Annotated in this window: 21 protein-coding genes, 1 pseudogene and 1 riboswitch; of the genes and pseudogenes, 18 read left to right on the forward strand and 4 right to left on the reverse strand. The window is 37.8% G+C overall.

Translation table 11 applies throughout. The annotated features are described in order from the left end of the window. Nucleotides 1-317: 317 nt before the first annotated feature. Nucleotides 318-776, reverse strand: a complete 459-nt coding sequence (locus BKP35_RS10025; protein ID WP_071313201.1) for an SRPBCC family protein — start codon at nucleotides 774-776, stop codon at nucleotides 318-320. A gap of 440 nt (nucleotides 777-1,216) precedes the next feature. On the opposite strand from BKP35_RS10025, the gene htpG reads away from it, so the two are divergent. The 4 genes from htpG to BKP35_RS19530 all read left to right on the forward strand — a co-directional run bounded on the left by htpG (nucleotide 1,217) and on the right by BKP35_RS19530 (nucleotide 4,270). Then, nucleotides 1,217-3,094, forward strand: a complete 1,878-nt coding sequence (gene htpG, locus BKP35_RS10030) for a molecular chaperone HtpG (RefSeq protein ID WP_071313202.1) — start codon at nucleotides 1,217-1,219, stop codon at nucleotides 3,092-3,094. A 242-nt stretch (nucleotides 3,095-3,336) separates the two neighbouring features. Then, on the forward strand, nucleotides 3,337-3,762 hold the full coding sequence (locus BKP35_RS10035) for an OsmC family protein (protein WP_071313203.1): 426 nt from the start codon (nucleotides 3,337-3,339) through the stop codon (nucleotides 3,760-3,762). 138 nt (nucleotides 3,763-3,900) lie between these two features. Then, complete coding sequence (locus BKP35_RS19525) at nucleotides 3,901-4,080, forward strand: hypothetical protein (protein WP_071313204.1); 180 nt, start codon at nucleotides 3,901-3,903, stop codon at nucleotides 4,078-4,080. 34 nt (nucleotides 4,081-4,114) lie between these two features. Next, nucleotides 4,115-4,270: a hypothetical protein gene (locus BKP35_RS19530; protein WP_169819194.1), complete on the forward strand. Its 156-nt coding sequence runs from the start codon at nucleotides 4,115-4,117 to the stop codon at nucleotides 4,268-4,270. Between the two features lie 589 nt (nucleotides 4,271-4,859). On the opposite strand, the gene BKP35_RS10045 is transcribed toward BKP35_RS19530, so the two are convergent. After that, entirely contained in the window at nucleotides 4,860-5,717 is an 858-nt protein-coding gene (locus tag BKP35_RS10045) for a VanW family protein (protein WP_071313205.1), read from the reverse strand. Nucleotides 5,718-6,195: 478 nt separating this feature from the next. Continuing rightward, nucleotides 6,196-6,297: riboswitch (TPP riboswitch) on the forward strand. 223 nt (nucleotides 6,298-6,520) lie between these two features. On the opposite strand from BKP35_RS10045, the pseudogene BKP35_RS10050 reads away from it, so the two are divergent. The 5 genes and pseudogenes from BKP35_RS10050 (at nucleotide 6,521) to BKP35_RS10070 (ending at nucleotide 11,185) form a co-directional block, all read left to right on the forward strand. Then, nucleotides 6,521-7,790: pseudogene (locus BKP35_RS10050) on the forward strand (acetylornithine deacetylase). Nucleotides 7,791-7,949: 159 nt separating this feature from the next. After that, nucleotides 7,950-8,624, forward strand: a complete 675-nt coding sequence (gene tenA, locus BKP35_RS10055; RefSeq protein ID WP_071313206.1) for a thiaminase II — start codon at nucleotides 7,950-7,952, stop codon at nucleotides 8,622-8,624. Next, a complete protein-coding gene (locus BKP35_RS10060) occupies nucleotides 8,617-9,387 on the forward strand; it encodes an ABC transporter ATP-binding protein (RefSeq protein ID WP_071313207.1) in 771 nt (256 codons plus the stop codon). Before tenA ends, BKP35_RS10060 begins: the two co-directional genes overlap by 8 nt. Further along, on the forward strand, nucleotides 9,384-10,136 hold the full coding sequence (locus BKP35_RS10065; RefSeq protein ID WP_071313208.1) for an ABC transporter permease: 753 nt from the start codon (nucleotides 9,384-9,386) through the stop codon (nucleotides 10,134-10,136). The genes BKP35_RS10060 and BKP35_RS10065 overlap by 4 nt, the downstream gene beginning before the upstream one ends. Next, complete coding sequence (locus BKP35_RS10070; RefSeq protein WP_071313209.1) at nucleotides 10,133-11,185, forward strand: ABC transporter substrate-binding protein; 1,053 nt, start codon at nucleotides 10,133-10,135, stop codon at nucleotides 11,183-11,185. The genes BKP35_RS10065 and BKP35_RS10070 overlap by 4 nt, the downstream gene beginning before the upstream one ends. A gap of 802 nt (nucleotides 11,186-11,987) precedes the next feature. On the opposite strand, the gene BKP35_RS10075 is transcribed toward BKP35_RS10070, so the two are convergent. After that, nucleotides 11,988-12,290, reverse strand: a complete 303-nt coding sequence (locus BKP35_RS10075) for a DUF2621 family protein (RefSeq protein ID WP_084031573.1) — start codon at nucleotides 12,288-12,290, stop codon at nucleotides 11,988-11,990. Between the two features lie 152 nt (nucleotides 12,291-12,442). Further along, nucleotides 12,443-12,742: a hypothetical protein gene (locus BKP35_RS10080; RefSeq protein WP_169819195.1), complete on the reverse strand. Its 300-nt coding sequence runs from the start codon at nucleotides 12,740-12,742 to the stop codon at nucleotides 12,443-12,445. Between the two features lie 365 nt (nucleotides 12,743-13,107). Between BKP35_RS10080 and BKP35_RS10085 the strand changes: the two genes are divergently transcribed. The 9 genes from BKP35_RS10085 (at nucleotide 13,108) to BKP35_RS10125 (ending at nucleotide 25,193) form a co-directional block, all read left to right on the forward strand. Beyond that, entirely contained in the window at nucleotides 13,108-14,946 is a 1,839-nt protein-coding gene (locus BKP35_RS10085) for an LTA synthase family protein (protein WP_071313212.1), read from the forward strand. A gap of 244 nt (nucleotides 14,947-15,190) precedes the next feature. Further along, the gene (locus tag BKP35_RS10090) at nucleotides 15,191-16,588 is read left to right on the forward strand and encodes a tyrosine phenol-lyase (RefSeq protein ID WP_071313213.1); all 1,398 of its coding nucleotides are present in this window, start codon (nucleotides 15,191-15,193) and stop codon (nucleotides 16,586-16,588) included. A 429-nt stretch (nucleotides 16,589-17,017) separates the two neighbouring features. After that, a complete protein-coding gene (gene pepF / locus BKP35_RS10095; protein WP_071313214.1) occupies nucleotides 17,018-18,817 on the forward strand; it encodes an oligoendopeptidase F in 1,800 nt (599 codons plus the stop codon). Nucleotides 18,818-18,935: 118 nt separating this feature from the next. Further along, a complete protein-coding gene (locus tag BKP35_RS10100; RefSeq protein WP_071313215.1) occupies nucleotides 18,936-20,018 on the forward strand; it encodes a Gfo/Idh/MocA family protein in 1,083 nt (360 codons plus the stop codon). A 599-nt stretch (nucleotides 20,019-20,617) separates the two neighbouring features. Continuing rightward, nucleotides 20,618-21,064, forward strand: a complete 447-nt coding sequence (locus tag BKP35_RS10105; RefSeq protein WP_071313216.1) for a small multi-drug export protein — start codon at nucleotides 20,618-20,620, stop codon at nucleotides 21,062-21,064. A 201-nt stretch (nucleotides 21,065-21,265) separates the two neighbouring features. Beyond that, nucleotides 21,266-21,610, forward strand: a complete 345-nt coding sequence (locus tag BKP35_RS10110) for a hypothetical protein (protein WP_071313217.1) — start codon at nucleotides 21,266-21,268, stop codon at nucleotides 21,608-21,610. Nucleotides 21,611-21,967: 357 nt separating this feature from the next. Then, nucleotides 21,968-22,399: a PaaI family thioesterase gene (locus BKP35_RS10115; protein ID WP_071313218.1), complete on the forward strand. Its 432-nt coding sequence runs from the start codon at nucleotides 21,968-21,970 to the stop codon at nucleotides 22,397-22,399. A 242-nt stretch (nucleotides 22,400-22,641) separates the two neighbouring features. Further along, entirely contained in the window at nucleotides 22,642-23,784 is a 1,143-nt protein-coding gene (locus BKP35_RS10120; RefSeq protein WP_071313219.1) for a dicarboxylate/amino acid:cation symporter, read from the forward strand. 224 nt (nucleotides 23,785-24,008) lie between these two features. Continuing rightward, nucleotides 24,009-25,193, forward strand: a complete 1,185-nt coding sequence (locus BKP35_RS10125) for a LysM peptidoglycan-binding domain-containing protein (RefSeq protein ID WP_245741936.1) — start codon at nucleotides 24,009-24,011, stop codon at nucleotides 25,191-25,193. The last annotated feature ends 133 nt before the right edge of the window (nucleotides 25,194-25,326 follow it).

The raw sequence follows: 25,326 nt of genomic DNA on the forward strand, positions 1-25,326 counted from the left end.
TCGTTCTTTGTTGTCGTTCAAAATTGTAGTACAATCGGAATTATACAAGTTTCTTAGAAGGAAGTAAATTAGAAAAACTTGGCTCATGCTAGAGTCCTGAGGCGAGCGGATATTTCAATAAGTTAAGAGAGTGGGGAGGGGCTTGCATTAAGTTAGCTAAAAAGGGTGAAATAGTCGGTTTCAATGTCGGCTTCTAATTGCCTAAAGTTATGCGCTGTCCATCGAAAAAGACACATAGAAGAATCTATGTGCCCAACAGATTATTTACCCTTTAGATTCTTCGCTTGCTTTCTTAATTCGGTGCCAAATTTATTTTTTTACTTATTACTGACCTCACTACTATTCTCTAAAACTTCCTTCGCATTCACGACCGTTTTTTGAAACGTTTTTTCTATTTTTTTAGCCACCATTCCTAAAGCTAATTTAGATGCTCCGCCTTTTTTCTCAACGTCTGCTACCGCTTTGCGCGTAAATTTCGTGTGACCATTGACATCTTCATAAAGATGGGTAACTTCGTGATAAAACGGTTTTTCAGCGCGGCAAATAACGTGACTATTTTCCACATATTCAATCACTTCAGCTTTTGTCTCCATTTTTTTACCTAAAGCTTGGTTCGTGATTTGGATGACAGAACCTGGCTCTTCATATTTACCGGATACGACTTTTGCTTCAATAAGTCCTGGCTCCCATTCTGGGCGATTTTCGAGGGTTTCGAGGTAACGGAACACTTCTTTTACTGGCTTTTTAATGACAATACTATACTCTATTTTTTTCATTGATCATCACACCTCACTATAAATTAATGAATTTCATAATTCAATATCATCGCCATTAGGTAGGTAACTATATGTAGTTGCGTAGAGTCGATCGCAACTACATATAGTTAGATATGGCTCAATTTAGGTAATTATGAAATTCACTCAAATATTGCTGTCCATTAAAAATGATATGATGTTGATGGCTCGTTCATGCCTGAAGAGAAAATTTCAGCATTATTTAATGACTTTCATCATTTGATATTTCCTCATTTAATGTAGTTGCATTAAACTGTTCGTAAACTACATATAGTTTGCTATGCCTCATTTTTGTAATAATGAAATTCACTCTATTGACACACAAAAAAATATATGGTAAAAAATTGATAGTGTTAGCACTCTGGTTGTTTGAGTGCTAAAGAATAAAATACATATGGTTGCGATTGAAAGGAGAGGTCTTAATGGCTACAAAAACAGAATTCAAAGCAGAATCAAAACGTCTATTAGAAATGATGATCAATTCAATTTACACGCAAAAGGAAATTTTTCTGCGCGAATTAATTTCCAACTCTAGTGATGCGATTGATAAAATTTATTACAAAGCGTTAACTGATGATTCATTAACATTTGAAAAAGATAATTACTACATTAAACTTTCAGCAGACAAAGATAGTAGAACTCTCAAAATTACTGATACAGGAATTGGGATGACGAAAGAGGAGCTTGAAACTAACCTCGGTGTCATCGCTAAAAGTGGATCACTTGCCTTTAAATCAGAAAATGAATTAAAAGATGGTCACGATATTATTGGACAATTCGGTGTTGGGTTCTATTCGGCGTTTATGGTTGCTGATGTAGTAACAGTCATTAGTAAAGCGTTAGGAAGTGACCAAGCGTACAAATGGGAATCAGAAGGTGCTGAAGGTTACACGATTGAGCCTGTCGAAAAAGATTTTATCGGAACTGAAATCATCTTAAAAGTAAAAGAAAATAGTGAAGACGAAAACTATGATGAGTTTCTTGAAGAGCATCGTCTAAGAGGGATCATCAAAAAGTACTCAGACTTCATCCGTTACCCAATAAAAATGGATGTGACCGTTCAACGTCCGAAAGATGACAACGAAGAAGAGCTAGAAGATGTGCAAGAAGAAGAAACGATTAATAGTATGGTGCCAATTTGGCGTAAAAATAAAAATGAATTAACAGATGAGGATTACGAAAACTTTTATGCGGAAAAGCATTACGGGTTTGACAAGCCTCTAAAACATATTCATTTAAGTGTCGACGGGATGATCAGATACAATTCGATTTTATACATACCAGAACAAGCACCATTTAATTTTTACACGAAAGAGTATGAAAAAGGTCTTGAGCTATACTCGAACGGCGTATTAATCATGAATAAATGCGCAGACTTACTGCCAGATTACTTTAGCTTTGTTAAAGGAATGGTTGATTCTGAAGATTTATCACTAAACATCTCAAGAGAATTGTTGCAGCACGATCGTCAGCTGAAGGTAATTGCGAAAAACATTAAGAGTAAGATTAAATCGAACTTACTAAGCATGTTAAAAGACGAGAGAGAAAAGTACGAACAATTTTATAAATCATTCGGCACTCAATTAAAATACGGTGTTTACAGTGATTTCGGTAGCCATAAAGATGTTTTACAAGACTTACTCATGTTCTATTCCTCTACAGAAAAGAAATTAGTAACATTAGATGAGTATGTATCTAGAATGCCAGAAGATCAAAAGTACATTTATTACGCAGCAGGTGAAAGCAACGAAAGAATTGAAAAGCTTCCACAAACAGAATTAGTTGCTGACAAAGGCTACGAAATTTTATACTTCACTGACGATGTTGATGAGTTCGCGATCAAAATGTTGATGAACTACAAAGAAAAAGAATTCAAGTCAGTTTCAAGTGGTGACTTAGGTTTTGAAACAGAAGATCAAACGAACGAAGAAACAGAAAATGATAACAAAGAATTATTTGATTATATGAATGAAGTATTAGCGGATAAAGTAAAAAACGTTCGTGCTTCAAAGCGACTAAAATCTCACCCAGTATGTATTGCAACAGAAGGTGAAGTGACGGTCGAAATGGAAAAAATCTTGCAACAAATGCCAGATAACCAAAACGTAAAAGCCGATAAAGTGTTAGAAATTAACGCCAACCATGACGTATTTAAATCGATTAAAGCAGCATATGAAACGGATAAAGAGAAAGTCGCGCTATATACGAAGTTATTATTCAACCAAGCACTTTTGATCGAAGGCTTACCAGTCAGCGACCCAGTTGAATTTACGAACGATATTTGCAAAATTATGGATTGATTTTGTAGTGAATGTGGAAAATACCAGAGAGGGATAATTAAATCCTTGCTGGTATTTTTATTTTTTGAAAAGTTACGAACCACTATGTGTCAGGAATAACTCAGGTTTTGGTATGGACTATGACGGGAAAGGACATGTGTACCGTTATTTTGCAAAACAGCTGTGATTCTAAGGTTGAGAGGACATACTTGTATCAATCACAAAAAAACTAAGGAAAATAAAATTTAGAAAGGATGAATGAGATGAAAACAACAATTAACTGGCAAGGTAAAATGGCTTTTTCAAGCACAACACCGTCCGGCCATGAACTAGTAATGGATGCTCCCGAAGAAGTTGGAGGAGAGAATAAAGGCGCAAGACCGACAGAGTTTCTGCTAAATGCCGTTGCTGGGTGTACAGGCATTGACATCATCTCCATTTTAACAAAAATGCGTGTCAATCCAACATCATTTGAAATGGAAGTAGAAGGGGACCGCGCCGAGGATCACCCGAAAAAGTTCACTAAAATCCATATTCATTACTCGTTTGAGGGTGACTTACCAGAGGCTAAGGTCGCAAAAGCGATTAAATTGTCGAAAGATAAATATTGTACCGTTTCCCATTCATTAAGTGCAGAAATTACCGCCAGCTACAAAATAAATGGAATAGAAGGTAAGGAGAAAATATAGTCAATTTTTTACAAATTCCATATAAATTTTTCTCCATTTTCCCCTCTTTTTTTTGCTATTATATTAATAGATATCAACTGGTTATACATCTGAGGTGACTTTTGATTATTATTTGAAAAGAGGTATAAAAATGGAAAAATGTTACAACAAGTTTTATTTACCGTTCAAACAATTCAGTCAGATGTCAACACCTTAAAAGCTGATGTGAACACTCTTAAGTCTGATGTTAGCACTCTAAAAGCTGACGTGAAATCGTTAGACATTCGTGTTTCTAATTTAGAAGCGGTCAAAAGGACATTTTCTCGACCGTCAAGGTGAATCCGATGCGAAATTAGAAGCTTTAACAATGGATGTGAGCAAGTTACACGGAAAAGTTGCTAGTGTCGATGAAAAAGTTGATGTTGTAAACGAAAAAGTCGATTTCATTTATGAAGACCAACGTTCGATTAAAGAAATATTAGGTGATCATGAAGTAGCGATACGTTCGTTAAGGCGAAGGGCAGTTTAATAGTAAAAGGGAAAAAGAAGTATATTCACTTCTTTTCAAGATAAAAATTAATATTATTTCTTGTGACTACTATTTCATTGGTAAATCTTTCGGTTTACCAATGAAATAGCCTTGTCCTAAACAAAGGCCTAAATTATACGCTAATTGTAAGTCAGACAAAAACGTCTTTGTCAGTAATTTAGAAGGTAGTATGTTAATAAATAAGAATCGATCTTTAAATTATTTTTTTTTGAAAATTGTTGAATAGCAGAAGTTATTGAGAATATTTCAACCGTCGGACAATCGGTCGAGCAACTTGAGCAACAATCCCTTACATCGTCTATAGCAATTTTCGATGCTCACTCAGTGTCGACAACCACTTCTTCGACACATTCAGCAATCTCAGTAAAAGATCCCAAAGGAAAAACAGTCACTTTTACATTTACACCCTTCTTTAACTTCGCGTTCAAAAGGTGAACAAATAAAAGTATCAGCTTCATACGAATATGAACCATTTACACCATTACTAAATTTAACATCATTTAGCTTAACAAGTGAATATTACTCAATCGTTGAAAATAATTCATAGATATATGGTCCATTTACTTTTTTAAACGATCTCCTTCTTAAAATTCACCACCTCCGACGAATCAATCATTATCATCAATGCTCCGCCATACACTTTGGCGCGAATAAGAATTGGCTGATTGTAACGATTTTTAAACGTAAAATCAGAACCATACCAACTAACGTTCGCGTCCCGGCCAGGCGGTACATAAGGGACTCTTCTACTATGAGAATGGCGTTCTAAAATTTCAAGGCCAGCTTTGTCGGCAGCGTTAAATAAAGTGGATGAAACTTGGCAAATTCCACCACCGAAATCCCGGTACACTTTCCCTTTAATAAAAATAGGCGCAGGTAAATAGCCTTTCTCTAACGTACGTTTGCCGACGACTTCATTAAAAGAAAACACTTCACCGGGGAAAACAACATGATTATTGATCGCTTCCACGGCTAGTGAAATGTTTTGGATGCGGGCTTTTTTTCTGCGGTTAAAATAAGTCGTAAATTGTCCGAGTCGTTTTACACGTATCGTTGCTAATAATTCGCTGTCTACCTTAGCGTATAGCGGTAATATAGGGACATTAATCGTAGTCGTGCCTTTATCAAAAAAAGTTTTATATATATCCATCGTGAATTTTTCTTTATTTAGTTTATAACCAATTTCTTCTGGGACAATCCCTCCATAATCATCAAGTTCCGCATTTTTTGGTGCTTTATAAACAGTCATATTAATTTCTTCGACGAACTTGCGAACTTTTTCAGCATCGATTTTTTCATCACCGACGACAGAAGTTAATTCGGCACGATCCACTTCAGCAATCGTTTCATCTTCAAAAACGATCGATATTTGATTGGAGTTTGAAAAAATTTGAATGAAAAGTAAAAATATAAATGCAAATTTCATTAGACAATAATCCTCCTCATAGTTTTTAGTATGAGTAGGGAAAGGCGATTTCATGTGATGAAAGTTGGATTGTTTGTTGGTTAGTGGCTAGTTGTCAGGCCCCTCGCCCGACTTTTCATATTAGATGGTGGCGGCAGGCCTACCGCCATGAGGGTTTTGTATGAAAATAGGCGGATGATTTCGTGAACGAGCCTCTGAGATTCGTTAGAACTGCTCCTGCGGTTACTCGTCGCAAAGCTGCACGAAGTAAACTCTAAGATGTATCTCATGTTGTGATTGAGGTCAGTTGCTTCACAGCGAAGAGAAGGAAATCATCCGCCTTTTCCGTATTAGATGGTGACGGTATGGACGTCATGTGCGTTTTGTATGTAATTTGCCCGAATTTCAAAATTGCCTGAAAAAAGTAATTGAAAAATATTCTTTGTTATGGTAAAAATATAACTGTAGTAGTTCTAATTACCAAAATTTTATAACAGATATTCACTGCTAGGGGTGCTTGAAAAGCTGAGAGAGACATTGGTCTTAACCCTTATAACCTGATCTAGATCATACTAGCGTAGGGAAGAAGTGTAAAATTATAGCTTGATAGGGGAATCTTTATATCCACCTATATCTATATTTTGCTTATTAAACCACTTCTACCTATTTGGAAGTGGTTTTATTACGTTAAAAAGTAAATGAGAAAGATATTTTTCGTCTCTTAGGGCCCAAGGACGTTTTAACTAAACTTGTTTACTAAAGGTCAAGAAAAAGGTGAAACCAACGAGCGGTGACACGACAAGTGAAAAGAAAGGTCGGATTGGATGGGAAAATTGCAACATGTTTTACAAGAAGTTGAAACTCGCAAAGAGGAACTGACCGATTTAGTAAAAACATTGATTGAATTCGAAACTCCTGCACCACCAGCTCGAAACACGAAAGATGCGCAACAGTATGTAGCCGAGTTTTTAAAACAGTTAGGGTTTTCAGTAGATATGTGGGATGTGTATCCGAATGACCCGAACGTTGTTGGCGTTTTAAAAGGAACTACTTCGGAAAAAAATCAAAGTCTTATCATTAATGGACACATCGATGTTGCCGAAGTGAATGAAGGAGAGGAATGGGAAACAGATCCTTTTACTCCGTTCATAAAGGACGGACACATTGTCGGGCGTGGTGCCGCAGATATGAAAGCTGGTATGGCTGGATCATTATTTGCGCTTCAACTTCTTCGTGAAAATGGAATTACCCGGAGATGTCATTTTTCAATCGGTGATCGGTGAAGAAGTGGGTGAAGCTGGAACGTTACAATGTTGTACTCGTGGTTATAAAGCAGACTTTGCGGTTGTCGTTGATACGAGTGATTTACATATTCAAGGGCAGGGCGGTGTTATTACAGGGTGGATTACCGTAAAAAGTAAACAAACCCACCACGATGCCACAAGAAGAAATATGATTCATGCGGGCGGCATGTTGTTCGGTGCAAGTGCAATTGAAAAGATGATGAAGGTAATTAGCGGACTACAAGATTTAGAGCGCCATTGGGCCGTTACGAAAAGTTACCCAGGGTATTTACCAGGCACAAATACGATAAATCCAGCCGTCATCGAAGGTGGGAGACATGCCGCTTTTATCGCCGATGAATGTAAGCTTTGGATCACGGTTCACTATTATCCGAACGAGTCTTACGAACAAGTCGCAAAGGAAATTGAAAAGCATATTTTAAATGTTGCTAAAGCAAATCCGTGGTTAAGAGAAAATCTTCCTACGTTTGAATGGGGAGGTACCTCGATGATTGAAGACCGTGGCGAAATCTTCCCGTCTCTTGAAGTAGATCCAAATCATGAAGCAGTACAAATGTTAGCAAGTACTCATGAATCTGTTGTCAAAAAGAATGCAACCATAGACGTTTCGACAACGGTTACTGATGGAGGCTGGTTAGCAGATGCTGGAATTCCAACAGTGATTTACGGACCAGGTGATTTAAACAATGCTCATGCTGTTAATGAAAAAGTGTCGGTTGATCAAGTAGTTGAATTTACAAAAGTGATTGCGAAGTTTATTTACGAGTGGAGCCATACAAGGAAAGCGTAAGACTATTTAGGAGCTCTGAAAAAAAAACAATCTAAGGCTCGTATGAGTTTTTCATTGTAACGTAACGATCGTAGCGTTTTTTTGATTTGCTAAAAGCAATATACAATACACATAGGGTTGATTTTTGAAAGTTCTAAAAAAATTAGGAGTGAGAAGATCATGAAATTTAGTGAACGTCTTCATAAAGAGTTACAACCGATTTGGCGGAAAAACCATGCGCATCCGTTTGTCAAAGGGATAGGCGATGGAACGCTTGATAAAGAAAAATTCCGCTTTTTTATGGTGCAAGATTACCTATATTTGATGGATTATGCGAAGTTATTTGCGATCGGCGTCGTCAAAGCAAAAGATGTAGAAACGATGGGGCGCTTTGCTCGTTTATTGGATGGGACATTAAACGAGGAGATGGCGCTGCACCGTGAGTATGCGAAGAAGTTTGGTGTCGCTGAAGAAGAGTTTGAGAGCGCAAGCCCGTCTCCGACAACATTAGCGTACACTCATTACATGCTTCACGTCGGTCAAAATGGAACACTCGCTGACCTTGTTGCCGCGATTCTTCCTTGTATGTGGAGCTACTGGGAAATCGGCAAAGAGTTAAACGAAATTCCTGGAGCGAGTGAGCATGAATTTTACGGAGAATGGATTCAGATGTATAGTTCCGATGAGTTCGGTCAGTTAGCTGAGTGGTGCATTGAACTGTTAGACGAGTTAACGGTTGGCTTACCGGAGGCGGATTTAAAACGACTAGAAGAAATTTTCCTGAATACGACGAGATTTGAATACATGTTCTGGGATATGTCTTACAATCAAGCGATGTGGCCAACGGATGAGTAAAGCTTCGTTACAGTTCGAAAATGTTTCTTTTAGCTATGAAAATGGCCATGAAGAAAAAGAGATTTTAAATACTTTAAGCTTCGATGTTCAAAACGGTGAATTTGTCAGCATTATCGGCCCGAGCGGTTCTGGAAAAAGTACAATTTTTAAGTTGATAACAGGACTGAATCAGCCCGCCAATGGGGAAATTTTCATCAATGAAACGAACTATTCTAACCGACTAGGAAAAGTTGGTTATATGCCACAACAAGATTTATTAATGCCTTGGCGGACGATTATTGAAAATGCGGCACTCCCTTTAGAAATTCAAGGGATGAAAAAACGAGAGGCTTATGACAAAGTCCGAGAACTACTCGTTGAATTCGGTTTAAACGGTGTCGAACATAAATACCCGAGTGAGCTAAGTGGTGGGATGAAGCAGCGAATTTCTTTTTTACGTACAGTATTGAGTGGTTCGAACGTATTGCTTTTAGATGAACCGTTTAGTTCACTTGATGCGATCACTAGACTTTCGATGCAAGAATGGTTACTTACGCAGTGGCAAAAATTAAAGCTCTCAATTTTGTTCATCACCCACGATGTTGATGAAGCGTTATTTTTATCCGATCGAATTTTTGTTTTTACAGAAAGCCCTGTACGGAAGTTTGTTGAAGTGAATGTTCCACTCGAGCGCCCTCGTGAAATTCGAGATATTCATACTCCTGCGGTGATCGAAGTGAAAGAACAATTGATCGAACAACTGCGAATGGGGAGTACACAATGAAACGATGGAATAGTTATTTCGCACCATTTATATTAATCTTCTCATTTTTTGTGAGTTGGCAAGTGGTCGCTATGATAATTGCGATGCCGTTTATTTTACCAACACCGCTGCAAGTAATCGCTAAAGTATGGGATCTAAAAGACATTTTATTTTTAGTCCATTTACCGGCGACGTTAATGATTATTGTTACGGGGTTAGCGTTATCAATTATTTTAGGCGTCGGTCTTGCGGTTTGGATGAACCTTAGTAAAACCGCAGAAAAAGCGTTTTATCCGATACTCGTATCATCACAGACGATTCCGATTATCGCGCTGGCACCGATTTTTGTATTATGGTTTGGTTATTCGATTTGGAGTAAAGTCGCGGTAACTTTGCTAATCACGTTTTTTCCAATCACCGTCAGTACGTTTGATGGCCTTCGCTCAAGTAGTAAAGAGTTAAAAGAGTTACTTTTAACAATGGGGGCGAGTAAACGCGATATCTTTTTTAAACTAAATGTACCGACAGCGTTACCTTATTTTTACTCAGGGTTAAAAGTCGCAGTGACGTTAAGTGTTATTGGCGCGGCGATCGGCGAATGGTTAGGCGCACAAAGTGGACTCGGTTATTTCAGTCGCCGAATGATGACCCAGTTTGATGGCGCTGGGGTATTTGCTCCGATAGTATTGTTATCAGCTGTTGGTATCAGTTTATTTTTAGCCGTTGTAGTTCTTGAAAAAATCACATTAAAATGGAGGAAATCAGAGTGAAAAAATTATTATTATTTTTTGTTAGTATATTAATATTTTCTTTAGTTGTAGCGTGTGGTCAAGGAGAAACAGAAGAGGCAACTCAGCAAGGCGGGCAAGTAAGTGATGAAACCGCAGAAGGAGAAAAAACAGGAGAAGTTGAACTCGTTGAAATGGATATTATGTTAGATTGGTATCCGAATGCGGTACATAGCTATTTGTACGTGGCGATCGAAAATGGCTATTTTGAAGAAGAAGGAATTGATTTAAACATTCAATTTCCAGCAAACCCTACAGATCCAATTAATCTAGCAGCAGCTGGTCGTGTAACGCTAGGAATTACGTATCAACCAGATGTCGTAATGGCTCGTGCTAATCAAGATGTACCGGTGAAGTCAATTGCGGCCATCGTTCGCTCACCGCTTAATCACATTGTTATTATGGAAGATAGTGAAATTCAATCACCGAAAGATTTAGAAGGAAAGCAGGTTGGTTATCCTGGAATTCCATTAAATGAGTCATTAATCAAAACGATGGTTAGTTCGGACGGTGGTGACCCAGACAAAGTTTCAATGATTGATGTTGGCTTTGAGTTAGGTTCATCGATTATTAGTGAGCGTGTAGATGCGGTCATTGGTGCTTATATTAATCACGAAGTACCGGTACTAAGACATAAAGGCTATGAAACTCGTTATTTTAATCCAGTAGATTACGGGGTTCCTAGTTTTTATGAATTAGTGATTGTGACGAATGACAATACGTGGGATGAGCGCCAAGAAGATATTGCAGCGTTTTGGCGTGCAGCAACCCGCGGTTATGAGTTTATGAGAGATAATTCGGAAGAAGCGTTAGCAATTTTGTTTGATAACCAAGATCAAGCCAACTTCCCATTGATTGAAGATGTGGAGAAGGAGAGTTTAGAAATTCTATTACCGAAAATGGAGTCTGAGGTTGGCTTCGGAAGCCAAGCTAGAGAATCGTGGCGAGAAACGGTTGATTGGATGATGGAATTTGAGTTAATTAACGAAGAACCGTCATTAGATGATATTTTTGTAAATATTGTGGAGTAAGATGAGGTAGTGTGGAAGTGTTAGGCGCTGTGGCTTGAGAGTGGAAGAGCTGCAGCGTCTATTTTTTTATATTAGAAAGGGCTTTTTTGTATTTTTCCCTATGTAGCTAATGTGATGTCAGAAAGAATGTGGGGGATGTGCAGTATCGCGTTGGGGTATGTTATGGGGGAGTGCGCAGTAGTATGGGGGAACTGCACATTATTATCAATAAAGCTAGATGTCGAAACCATACAACGAAATCTAGAGTGGGAATTTAGCCCACTTGGCCTATGCGGATACCAAAAGGTAGGTTAAAAATTCAACATGCTGCTTCAAACGGACACCAGAGGCGTTATTTCATCAAAAAAACATGATTTTAGGAATTATCGGACATGAGGTACCTTATTTTGTAAAAAACCATGCAAAAGCTGTTGATGTTGAGGGAATAAGGTCTGTGGTGTCCGCGAAATTGCAAAAACTCAACAAATCTATGAAATAAGGTCTCTCATGTCCGGGAAAATGGGAAAGAGTACGCAACAACATCGATTGATGCACAGGAATTACAGTATTTGTAAAACACACGCATCAAAACGCCGATTGACGCACAGGAATTACAGTATCTGTAAAATGCGCGTATCAAAACGTCACTTCAGTATGCTAGTAGATAGTAAAAGGCTTGGAGAACTTGTCTTCAAGCCTTTTTCAGTGTGTATTTATTTTTGATAAAAAATTCATTCGGAAAAGGTGGGATTTCCACCGCGATTATGAAGTACTTTACTGCTTTGCACCCCTCAAGTAAATCCGTTTCAAGGAAGAAGTATGTTTATTTCGTCTCTTCCAGCAGATCCTCGTAAGGTGTTAAATCAACCTTTTTCGCTTTAAGTAGGGCAACGGCACGCTGCTGCATTTTTCCTGGAGAAGCAAGGATGTACCCTTTGATTACGTCGTCTTTTGTAACCGCACTACCTTCTTCGGCAACTTCTATAATTTTCTTTTCAATTCCTTTTTTGGCCATCGGGCGTGCAAAAATAGGAATTGGGCTTACTAATTCATCTAGCAATTCTTTGGCATCTGTATTCCATTCCATTTCATTCAGTCCTTTCTTTGGTGTGACAAATATCACCATTTAGTTTACAGAAAATGACGTGGACATACAAATTTAATGCTTAGGGACGAAAACGTGCAGGGATGCATGCCAAAAGAAATGCAAAAACATTACTTTAAACCTGAAACCTTCCTGTAATTAGTTGTAGTTGTGACGCTAACTCTGATAAAGAATTAGCAGATGCTGAAATCTCCTCCATTGCAGCTAATTGTTAAATCACCTTCGCCATCGGCAATTTCTTCAAGTTGTTTGTTCACGGATAAAATAGGTTTAGTAATCATTTTATTAAGGAAAATAATGATTATAATCGCAGCAATCAATGTAATTACTAATAATGTAATGAGCACAATTGTTGTGTTACTATACGTTTGTTCATTTTCAATCATAAGTTCATTAGCAAAACTTTCATTAATGATCGACAATTGATAAAGTGCGTCCCTAGCATTTATGAAATATACACCAGCGCTGGCCAATCCTTCTTTCGCTAAAAATATTAACCCTTGAATTCGATAAAAAAGTTTTGCGATGTTGTAACATTTTTGACGTTTTTGTCGACTAAAAGAATGTTAAACGAAATTTCCTACTTTCTTAAGGTGTGCATCTTTTATTTTTACAAATGATGTCGTTAAATGGAAATGGTTTGCCAATACAAGCGTAATTATATTAAAATAGAACAATAATTTTTGTGCAATTATTTAATGAATTTCATAATTCATTTCTCGCCACTAAGATCAATATATAGTTTCGTCAAAATCATTCGCAAACTATATATTGCGTGATGTTGCTCGTTTTTGGTAATTATGAAATTCACTCATTAATAAGAAAAACGGAGGGAATTATGACAACGTTTTATAATAACCATAGATTTTTATTGCTAACGCTTTTGTTAATTTGGGTTAAAACAATTATTGTAACAACGTTTACATTTCAACTTACAAGCAATCAAATCGTCCTGTTTTTACTAAACACTTTATTGTTTTTAGTGATTATTTTTGGTTTTGGACTATTTATAAAACCTCAATTTCAAGTAAAATATTATTTTTTTATTAGCTTACTATTATCGGTGATTTTATATTCAAATGTCGTTTATTACCGAGAATTTACCGATATTATCACTTTACCGATGTTATCGATGAGCTCTAATATGGGTGATTTAAGCACGAGTATTTTTGCGCTTATTGCTTGGTACGATGTTTTTTACTTTATTGATGTATTCGTGGTCGGCTTTTTAATGATGAAAAAGAGATATATACCATCGGCGAAAAGGTTAACTTTTCAGCATTCCAAGGGCTATGTTTTAACTGCGTTAGTTCTTACCGTTCTTTCACTTTCTTATGTAAACTTGTTAGAGCGAACAAATGCTTATAATCGCGAACAAATCGTCAACACTTTAGGGGTCTATAGTTTTTATTTGTATGATGCCTTCATTCACACGCAAACGAATGCTCAACCTGTGTTTTCAAATGAAGATGATTTATCAGGAGTGTTGAAACATTTAGATGCAAGTCGAATTGAGTCTAACGAAGAAATGTTTGGTATCGCAGAAGATATGAATGTCATTGTCGTATCACTTGAATCTGTCGAAAGCTTTGTCATTGGTGAGACGCTTAATGGTCAAGAAATAACTCCATTTTTAAATGAGTTGATTGAAGACAGCTTTTACTTTGAAAATTTTTATTATCAAACAGGGCAAGGAAAAACATCAGATGCTGAATTTCTCATTAATAATTCGTTATATCCGTTAGGGAGAGGGGCTGTATTTTTAACACATTATGATAATGAGTTTAAAGCATTACCGAACACATTATCAAATTATGGTTATCATTCAGCCGTCTTTCATGCCAACGATAAAACATTTTATAATCGCGATATCGTGTATCCTAACTTCGGATATGACAGCAATTTTTCGTTTAAAGATTATGAAATTTCGAGAATGAACTCTGTTGGCTGGGGCTTAAAAGATATCGATTTTGTGGAACAATCGATGGATTATTTAACAGAACTTCCTGAGCCATTTTATAGTACGATGATTACGTTAACGAATCATTTCCCGTATCATTTAGATGAAGAAGATCACTTTATTCAACCGTTTGACTCTAATAGTAGAATTGTTAATCAATACTTTCCAACGGTTCGTTATACAGATGAAGCGATGCGTATTCTCGTTGATGAATTAAAAGCAGAAGGACTTTATGAAAACACGATTCTCGTAATGTATGGAGATCATTATGGAATTGCTAACTCACATTACGGAGAACTTAGTAAGTTTTTAGATAAAGAGATTGATGTGGCTGAAGCGGTGAAGTTAGAGCGAGTCCCGTTAATCGTTCACATTCCGGGCTTAGAAGGTAAAACGTTTGATACCGTATCTGGACAGGTCGATGTGATGCCGACATTACTCAACTTATTAGGAATTGAAGAAGACGGTTTAACGATGTTTGGTAATGATTTGTTTGCTGAGGATCGTGATGACTTCGCTGTTTTAAGGAACGGTACGGTGATTACTGATGAGTATATTTATACGAATGAAACTTGTTTAAGTTATGAAACAGGGGAAGAAGTCGCAAGTGATTTATGCCAACCGCTCATTGAACGAGGGGCTGCAGAACTTTATTATTCCGATAAAATTATTTATCGAGATCTGTTTCGATTTAAAGAGGATGTTTATGAGAGTTAACTAATAAGGGGCTGTCCCAAAAGAAAGTGTCAGACACCGTTAGGTACCTAATATATACGGATAATGGATTTATACGTATATATTTTGTAGGGCCGCATGGTGCCAAACACTTATGGGGCGGCCCCTACTTTGTTGCCATAAAGTTTCACAGCTTTTATGGATTAATTCGCACTCTTGAGAATAGTTTGAAAGTAGTTATATACTCAAACTACAAGTAAAAATTGCCAAATTCAGGAGGGTGCTCATGAAAAAACGAACTGCTGAACCGTTCAAAATTAAAGCTGTCGAAACGTTAAAAATGTTAAATGACGAAGAACGAAAACAAGCACTTGAAAAAGCAGGGTTTAATACGTTTTTAATTGATTCTGAAGATGTTTATATCGACCTTTTAACAGATAGTGGCACAACCGCAATGAGTGATAAACAGTGGGGCGCATTAATGGTCGGTGATGAAGCTTATGCAGGTAGTAAAAGTTGGTATAAGTTAGAAAAAGCAGTGAAAGACATTTACGGATATAAATACGTCATTCCTACGCATCAAGGTAGAGGGGCGGAAAATTTATTATCGCAACTGATGATTAACGAGGGCGATTACGTTCCGGGCAATATGTATTTTACGACGACAAGGGCGCATCAAGAATTAAATGGCGCGACTTTCGTCGATGTGATTATTGATGAGGCTCATGATTCGTTGTTAGATCATCCTTTTAAAGGAAATGTTGATTTAATTAAGTTCCAAAAATTAATTGATGATGTTGGTGCGGAGAAAATCCCATACTTATGTCTTGCCGTCACTGTGAATCTAGCTGGCGGGCAACCTGTCAGCATGAAAAATATGCGAGAAGTGTACGAGATTTGTCAGCAAAACAAAATTTCCGTCATGTTAGATGCAACTCGTTGTGTGGAAAATGCTTATTTTATTAAAGAGCGAGAAGACGCCTATGCCGACAAGTCGGTAAAAGATATTTTAAAAGAAATGTTGTCTTATTCTGACGGTTGTACGATGAGTGGTAAAAAAGATTGCCTCGTCAACATCGGTGGCTTTTTAGCGATGAATGAAGAAGAGCTGTATACGCGTGCGAGAGAGATGGTCGTATTATATGAAGGAATGCCGTCTTACGGAGGCTTAAGCGGTCGTGATATGGAAGCGATGGCTCTGGGTATCTACGAATCTATCGATGATAACTATATTAGTCATCGCATAGGGCAAGTTCGTTACTTAGGGCAACAGTTAATTGATGCGGGAATTCCCGTTGTAAAGCCAATTGGGGGGCACGCCGTATTTTTAGATGCAAAAAAGTTTTTACCTCACATAAAACAAGAAGAGCTCCCGGCACAAGCGTTAGCGGCCGCCTTATATTTGGACTCCGGTGTCAGAGCAATGGAACGCGGCATTGTTTCAGCGGGTCGCAACAAGGTCACCGGGGAAAATAACGTTCCAAAATTAGAGTTAGTTCGGTTAACGATCCCAAGACGAGTATATACGAACAACCATATGGATGTTGTTTGTGACTCGATTATTTCTTTATATGAAAAGCGCGAGCAGATCGTCGGGCTGAAAATGGTGTACGAACCTCCAACGTTGCGCTTTTTTAATGCTAGATTTACACCGTTATCAGTGAATGGGGAGTTGATGTCTTGATCTTATAGGTTATATTAGCTCAGCGTGCGTATTGATGTGTTCAATATGCACGTTTTTTACATTTTCTACTACTTTTCTGCATATTGAAGGGCTCAATGCGCAAGGGTTTTACAGTATCCTCCATTTCTGAACATATTGAAAGGTTCAATATGTTCATTTTTTACATTTTCCACGATTAGCGTACGTGATGAACCATTCATCTGCCGGATTGTTGCAAGTTTTTCTAAATTTATACGTATTCACAGCGGCAGCTCTTATTTTTTAAAAGCGGAGTACTTCCAAATGCAGAAAAAAATTTTTACTCGGTTTTATTTCAGTAATAGCAATTCAGAAAAGACATCACTTTATTTGAATATTAAGAAAGTGTATAATGGTAATAGTTTCGGTTTTCGAAATATCATTTTTACAAACAACAGGGGGACGAAAACAATGTCAAAAAGATTGACTCGTGATAATGTACCAGTTGAACAAACGTGGGATTTGAAAGATCTTTTTCAAACAAATGAATCTTGGGAACAAGAATTAGCAACGCTCGAGGAGGAGGTAGAGCAAGTAACTCAATATCAAGGACGCTTACATGAAGGCGCTCAAACTTTACTTGCCTGTCTTAATGCACATGAAAAACTACAAATGCGAACAATTCGTGTTACTACATATGCTCATTTACGCTCTTCTGAAGACGGAACGAACTCGCTTTATCAGTCAAACTTAAGTAACGTTTCGGCAGTTGTCGCTAAAATAAATGCCGCGGTATCTTTCATTCATTCAGAAATATTAGAATTACCGGACGGGCAGGTTGAAGAATACTTAGAGCATGAGGAAGGGTTAGATACATATCGTAAAAGTTTGATAGAGTTACTTGAAACAAAACAACACCGATTATCAAAAGAAACTGAAACCGTGTTGGCATCACTAGGAGAGGTGCTAGATAGCCCATTTATGATTTACTCTCGCAGTAAAACTTCAGACATGGATTTTGAGCCAATTACAAATGAAAACGGCGAACAATTACCAGTGTCGTTTGCATTATATGAAACTCGCTATGAGCAATCGACGAATACAAATGAACGTCGAGCAGCTTATGCTTCATTTACCAATACATTAAATCAATATAAAAATACGTTTGCCGCTACATATGCCACCGAAGTGAAAAAACAAGTCGTGATGTCTCGCCTAAGAAACTATGATTCGGTTGAAGAGATGCTTTTACAACCGCAACAAGTTACATCAGAAATGTACAATAATATTTTAGACATTATTCAAAAAGAGCTCGCTCCGCATATGAGACGACTGGCAAAGTTAAAAAAGCGGGTATTAGGTTTGGACAAAATGTTGTTATGTGACTTGAAGACGCCAATAGAACTTGGTGATACACCGGAAGTGAGTTTTGAAGGAGCATCGAAAATAGTTCTCGAAGCACTCGAAATAATGGGACCAGAATATATGGAAGCAATGGAAACTGCGATAAACGAACGCTGGGTTGATTACGCTGATACGGTCGGAAAAAGAAGCGGGGCTTTTTGCTCAAGTCCGTACGGCGCCCACCCTTATATTTTAATGACATGGTCAGGTAAAATGCGTTCAGCTTTTACACTAGCTCATGAACTTGGACATGCCGGTCATTTTGTTTTCGCTAACCGGTATCAACGCATTCATAATACGAGACCTTCCAAATATTTCATTGAGGCACCATCGACGTTAAATGAAATGCTGTTAAGTCACTCGATTTTAGCGAAAACCACTGATCCAGAAATGAGACGTTCTGTCATCGTTCAAGTGTTAGGCACTTATTATCATAATTTTGTTACTCACTTACTAGAAGCTGAAATGCAAAGGCGCGTCTATCGCCATGCCGAAAGTGGCAAGCCAATAACTGCCAGCGTTCTTTGTCAATTAAAAGGCGATGTACTCGGTGACTTCTGGGGCGATACGGTAGAGATCGATGAAGGGGCACGACTGACGTGGATGAGACAACCTCATTACTATATGGGCTTATACCCTTACACCTACGCTGCTGGCTTAACGGCTTCCACGGCTGTGGCGCAAATGATTCAAGAAGAAGGTAAGCCTGCTGCTGAGCGTTGGATTGAAGTATTGAAAGCAGGCGGCACGAAAAAACCGCTAGATCTTATGAAAATGTCTGGCATAGATATGTCAAACCCTGAACCAATCCGTAAAGCAGTTGCCTTCGTCGGCTCACTCGTCGATGAACTAGAAAAGTCATTTTAGGTATCAACTTTTTGGTGTCTGACACCGCCCGTGGACAAATCGCTAAAATGTCCACGAGTGGTGGACAAATCAACATATTAGTATGGATATAGTGAAAACAACAAAGAAGGAGAATGACATGGAGAAAAAAATTAGAGTTGGAATTATTGGCGGTGGCTTCGGAGCAAAAGTACAAGCACCGATGATGCAATCTCATCCAGGCTTTGAAGTCGTTTCGTTAGCTAGTGTTGGGAGAGGACGAATTCAAGAACTTGAAGAAGAAACAGGGATTGCTAAAATTTATGATAACTGGAATGAGATGTTAGAAAAAGAAGAGCTAGATTTAGTCTCAGTTGCATCCGCACCATTACTACACCATGAGATGGTTTTAAAAGCGTACGAGCATGGACATCACGTTTTATGTGAAAAGCCATTTGCTAAAAATGCACAAGAAGCGACTGAAATGATTGAAGCAAGAAATAAAGCGAACAAGCAGGGGTTTATCAATTTTGAATTTCGTTTTTTACCAGCTAGACAAAAGATCAAAGAAGTCATCTCTAGTGGTCAATTAGGTGAAATTCTTCATGTTAATTATTCGATGAGTTTCCCTGGATATGAGCGACTTATATCAAATAGCAGAGGTTGGCTCGGACAAAAAGATCAAGCTGGGGGAATGCTCGGGGCGATCGGTTCGCATATGTTTGATTCACTTCTATGGTGGGTAGGCGATCAAATCCAATCGGTGAGTGGCCAACTGACTACACACGTGCCCGAATTTGACCCGGAAAATGGTGAAAAAGAAATCCGAACAGCAGATGATTCGTTCCAAACATTTGGTTTATTCTCTAAAGGGACTACATTTTCTCTAGGCCTTATAAGTGCAGCACGACATTCACAAAGTTGGAAGTTAGAGGTATACGGGTCTGAAGGTACATTAATGATGACCGAAGATAAAAAGGTACTTGTCGGAATCGGCAACGGTCCACTTGAAGAAGTCGAATTACTTTCAGATCTTGAAATACCACAGCAAATGAGTGATCTCGCCGGACGTTATTATAACGCTTTTTACCGTTCCTTAGATGCCGTTTATGAGGCGATCGCTAACAACAAAATTCACCCTTACCTACCTTCATTTGAAGCAGGGCTAGAAGTACAAAAGATTTTAGATGCTGTTACAAAATCGAGTGAACAATCTAAAACTATTCGTTTACTACCAAATTAAGCTATTCGTTATTAGGCGGTCCACAAATAGGGATGGCTCTGGATGAGCCACAAGCAGAAGATACAGTAAAAGAAATAACGAAATTCAGGTTTCATTTGCAAAAATGGCCGATACATTTGCACAAAATATTACACTCGATAATCAAAAGGGTCCGTTTTATGCTTTTAAACCAACCGAGTAATTGTTAAAATATTTCGTAGAAATAGATTAGTTGATATTAATTTTATAGTTTAGCACAAGAAATACAGGTTGCTTTTAAGGCAGCCTTTTTTGTATTGGTTTGTTGGTTAGTGGCTAGTTGGTTTGTTCGAAGGGCGGAATCGAACCGAAATTTTACATACTACATGGTGACGATTACCGCCATGAGAGTTTTGTATGAAAAAAGTCGAATGATTTCGTGAACGAGCCTCTGAGATTCGGAAGAAGGTCAAAGCGAAGTGAAGGAAATCATTCGACTTTTCCATATTAATGGTGGCGAAGCTTCGTCATGCGCGTTTTGTATGGAAAGTTAGTTTGTTAAAAGCAACTGCTATGAGTTGATAAAGACTCTCTTGATTTGTTAAAATTGATTCCTGTGACAGAAACATTAGGAGGCTACCATGAACTTTATAGTATCAGTTTGGGAATACGTCCTAATTTTTATTTTAGCGGCAATTCCTTGGATAGAGATTGCTGTTGTCATCCCGCTTGCAATTATCCGAGGAGCAAACCCATTATTAGTGGGGGTTATCTCATTTTTAGGAAATTTAGCGACTGTTTATTTGCTTATCTATTTTTACGAAAAATATGAAGTGTGGCAATCAAAAAGAAAAACTAAAAAGAAAAAAAGAACAAAAAGAGCAGTGGAAATATGGAATAAATATGGATTACCGGGCTTAAGTTTATCAGGACCGATTATTACAGGAGCTCATTTAGCGGTGGTCATTGCCATATCTCTTGGTGCTAAAAAACAACTCACTTTTCGCTGGACAACGATTAGCTTAGGCTTATGGACAATTGTCCTTACAGTAACATCCTATTACGGGGTGGGCTTATTTAAAGGTTAACTACATTTAGCCGTATCCACCTTTCGATGAAAATTGTCAGAAAAATACCCAACAATAACCGCGCTATTTATGTTAGAATATTCGTTAATATTATGTTTCTATAAATTTACCAATGATTTCGTCGGTCATAGACTGAAAGAAAAATAGTACTTAAAAGTTGAAACAGTAACAACAAAAAGAAAATTGCGGGAGGGAATTTTTATGAGTAATCAAGACTTAAAGCCATTTTTTATTGAAAAAATAAAAGAAGCGAAAAACCAATTTGAACGAACGATTGATTGCAAGCATACTGAATTTGACACGCTATACCCTTACATGAGTGAACAACCACAATTTTTCTGGTACAAACGTTATGTTGCATGGCAAGAACTACTGACGACTGTTAAACTTTCAGAAGAACTTGAGGTAGCATGGGAAACTGTTTTTTCAAAAAAACAAACTGCTTACGTTAAAGATAAAGTGCTAGATGCCAAAGTACTTGATGATTGGTATGAAGAAAACGAAATTGAAAATAAAGAAGAAAATCCATCGATTAACGAACACTAACAAATAGCCTAAAGTGATAAAAAACTTTGTCAATACATTAGAGGGGCTGTTCGATAAGAAAGTGACACCGTTAGGCACCAAATAGAGGGTGGGACAAAAAAAGTGTCAGACACCGCTAGGCACCGAATATAGACATATGATAAATCTGTACGTCTATATTTAGTAGGATCCTTGTTGTGTTAGACACTTTTGTCCCACCCTCTATTTAGAAAGTTCTGCATGGTGTCAGACACTTATGGGGCAGTCCCTTTTTTCTTTCGTAATAGTTGCTCAAAAACGAGTTGTTGTAACCAAAATTTCCTAATTTCAATCTTCTACTATATAATAAGAGAAAATGCAAAGAGTGGGGGATTAAGAGTGGATAAAGAAAAATTGCGTAAACAGTTTGAACATGCTCTAGAAACACATCAAGAAGGGACAGGTGAGCTGTTTATGTATTCATTATTAAATTTTGATTTTGAATACGATGAAGAAAACGAAGTCGTCCGGATCGAAGCGCCGATTTCTGAATTGATGTTTAATCCGATCGGTTTCATACATGGTGGGATGATTACATATATTGCTGATACGGCAATGGGGCATTTATGTGCTGCGTTTGCAGAACGTCCAGGGGTTTCACTAGAACTAAAAACCCAGTTTTTTCGCACAGCAAAAAGCGGTAAAATATTTGCGGAAGCTTCCTTTTTGAAAAAGGGGAGGAAAGCTCAATTTGTCGAATGTCTTCTTAAAGATGACCAGGAGAGGTTATTAGCCAAAGCAACAGCAACTTTTTTATCTATTGAGGAATGATCAAATAAATAAAAAGTAAGTATAAAAGAGGTTGTCGCAAACTGAAGTGTCTGACATTTTAATTTGCTACAGCCTTATTTAGTTTGTAGGAATTAAACTTTTAAACTAGTAATATACTATAAGTATATATTATCTTATTATTCTGAAAAAATAAACATGTATTGCAATTTTGAAAAAATAAGGTAATATATAAAAAACAAATGTGTTTCTCAGAAATACAAAAAAATTAAGGAGGGGAAAACATGAAACTTGTTTTAAAGCTAATTGCCGGGATTATTATTGGGATTATTCTTGGACTCATTTCACCCGAATTTGTCATCCGTGTACTTTTAAGCATTAAGGCAATCTTCGGAAGCTTTATCGGATTTATTATTCCATTTATTATTTTGTTCTTCATTGCTAGTGGGGTAGCAGGTTTAGGGAAGAAGTCAGGTCGTCTTGTAGGGACTACCGTTGGAATTGCTTATTTATCTACGGTCCTAGCCGGTCTAGTAGCATTCATCATTGCGATTACTGTAATTCCATTTACTTCACCGGAACAATCGGTGATTGCAGAAGGTTCTTCTTTTGAGCCATTTTTACAGCTAGAAATTGCTCCATTAATGGGCGTTATAACAGCTCTTGTTACAGCCTTTGTTTTTGGGATTGGTATTGCGAAAACAGAAAGTCAAATGTTAAAAACGATTTTTGATGAAGGTAAAAAAATTATTGATTTAGTGATTGCGAAAATCATCATTCCATTTTTACCGATTTATATTGCGAGTATTTTTGCAGAGCTTGCAGCAGAAGGCACAGTTTTTGATACATTAAAAGTATTTGGTGTCGTATTGCTCCTTGCTATCGCTACACATTGGGTTTGGATCATTATTCAATATGTGTCAGCGGGAGCTTACAGTGGTAAAAATCCATTTACGTTAATTAAAAATATGCTTCCAGCTTATTTTACAGCAATAGGAACGATGAGTAGTGCAGCAACAATTCCGGTGACATTACGTTCAGTGAAAAAGAACAAGGTGAAAGATGAAGTCGCTGATTTCGGTGTTCCACTTTGTGCGACGATCCATTTATCAGGAAGTGTCATTACGATCGTATTCTGTGCGGTTGCTGTCATGATGCTGACCCCTGATTTAGCACAACCAACATTTGCGACGATGTTGCCAGTTATTTTTATGCTTGGTTTAATCATGGTTGCAGCACCAGGAGTACCGGGTGGAGCAATTATGGCTGCTCTAGGAATTTTAACGACAATGTTAGGGTTTGGAGAAGCAGCAATGGGCTTAATGATTGCCCTTTACATGGCGCAAGATAGCTTCGGTACAGCAGCAAACGTTACTGGAGACGGTGCGATTAACGTTGTCATTGATAAAATTGAAGAAAAAGCTTAATTTTTAAAAACGAAGCTGTCTCACTAGGAGGCAGCTTTTTTGTTGTAGTTGGTTAGTGGTTAGTTGGTTTGTTGGTTAGGTTGAGACTTTGCAAGATTACTTCGCTGAAAATTTGGGACGAGGAATTGCAGTCACTATGCAAAATCTTAATGACCCTAAAAAATCCTTCTGCATTCCTAAAAAAGTTTTTATTGGGAATATTAACAGCAGAAGGAGGGACAATGATGGATTCATTTTCGCATTACCGATTACACAAAACAGAAGATGGCTATGAACTCGTTTTATATTTAAATGAACGCATGTCGGAATTTTCAGATGAATTAGGTACAAGACAAAAAGATGAACAAAGAAACTTGAAAGAAGAAGCTTTAGATTACACGAGAAAACATTTGCCTAACTTAAAAGTAAAAGCAATAAAAGTGGTTGCCGGAACTCTTTTGATTACTTCATTTGGATTTTTAACATTAACTCCAAGTGCTGAGGCTTCTGCAAGTAGCCCAACTGAACAAACTGCGTCAACTACATATACAGTAGTATCCGGAGACACTTTATCACAAATCGCAGCTAGAAACGGTACGACCGTAGATGCGATAAAAACGACGAACAATTTAACATCGGACTTTTTACGCATCGGACAGACACTTTCGATCCCTGCTGGGACAACTACGGCACCAGTGCAGCAAACAGATCAAACTTATGTCGTCGTATCAGGGGATACACTATCACAAATCGCAGCTAGAAACGGTACGACCGTAGATGCGATAAAAACGACGAACAATTTAACATCGGACTTTTTACGCATCGGACAAACACTTTCGATCCCTGCTGGGACAACTACGGCACCAGTACAACAAACAGATCAAACTTATGTCGTCGTATCAGGGGATACACTGTCACAAATCGCAGCTAGAAACGGTACGACCGTAGATGCGATTAAAACAACGAACAATTTAACATCGGACTTTTTACGCATCGGACAAGTATTAGTAATTCCAACTGCCGGAAGTATTAGCACTGCACCAACTGCGAATATAAATATTAACGAAGAGGAACTAGAATGGCTGGCAAAAATGATCCATGCTGAAGCGAGAGGAGAATCAAAAGAAGGACAAGTCGCTGTTGGCGCCGTCATTTTAAATCGAGTAAATAGTGACCTATTTCCTAACTCGATTCAAGATGTCCTATTCGAAAAAAGTCATGGCCACTATCAATTTAGCCCAGCTGGTAATGGGGCTCTTGACCGAGCTACTCCAAATGAAGAAAACTACGAAGCAGCCCGACGTGCTCTTAGTGGTGAAGATCCGACGAATGGTTCACTGTTCTTTTATAACCCCGATAAAACGAACGATGAGTGGGTAAGAAGCCGAACCGTATCAACAATAATAGGTAACCATGTTTTTGCCCACTAAAAAAGGGGTGCAGCAGAACAATTGAAGCTGTAGAGTGCTTTTAATAACGCTGTTTTCGTTTTAATTGTTGCTTTTCAAATTAACTGATATCCCATGTAATTTCAAGGGTTGGCATCTTTTCGTTTTCTGTAAC

This window comes from Anaerobacillus arseniciselenatis, from assembly GCF_001865995.1.
GTDB lineage: Bacteria > Bacillota > Bacilli > Bacillales > Anaerobacillaceae > Anaerobacillus > Anaerobacillus arseniciselenatis.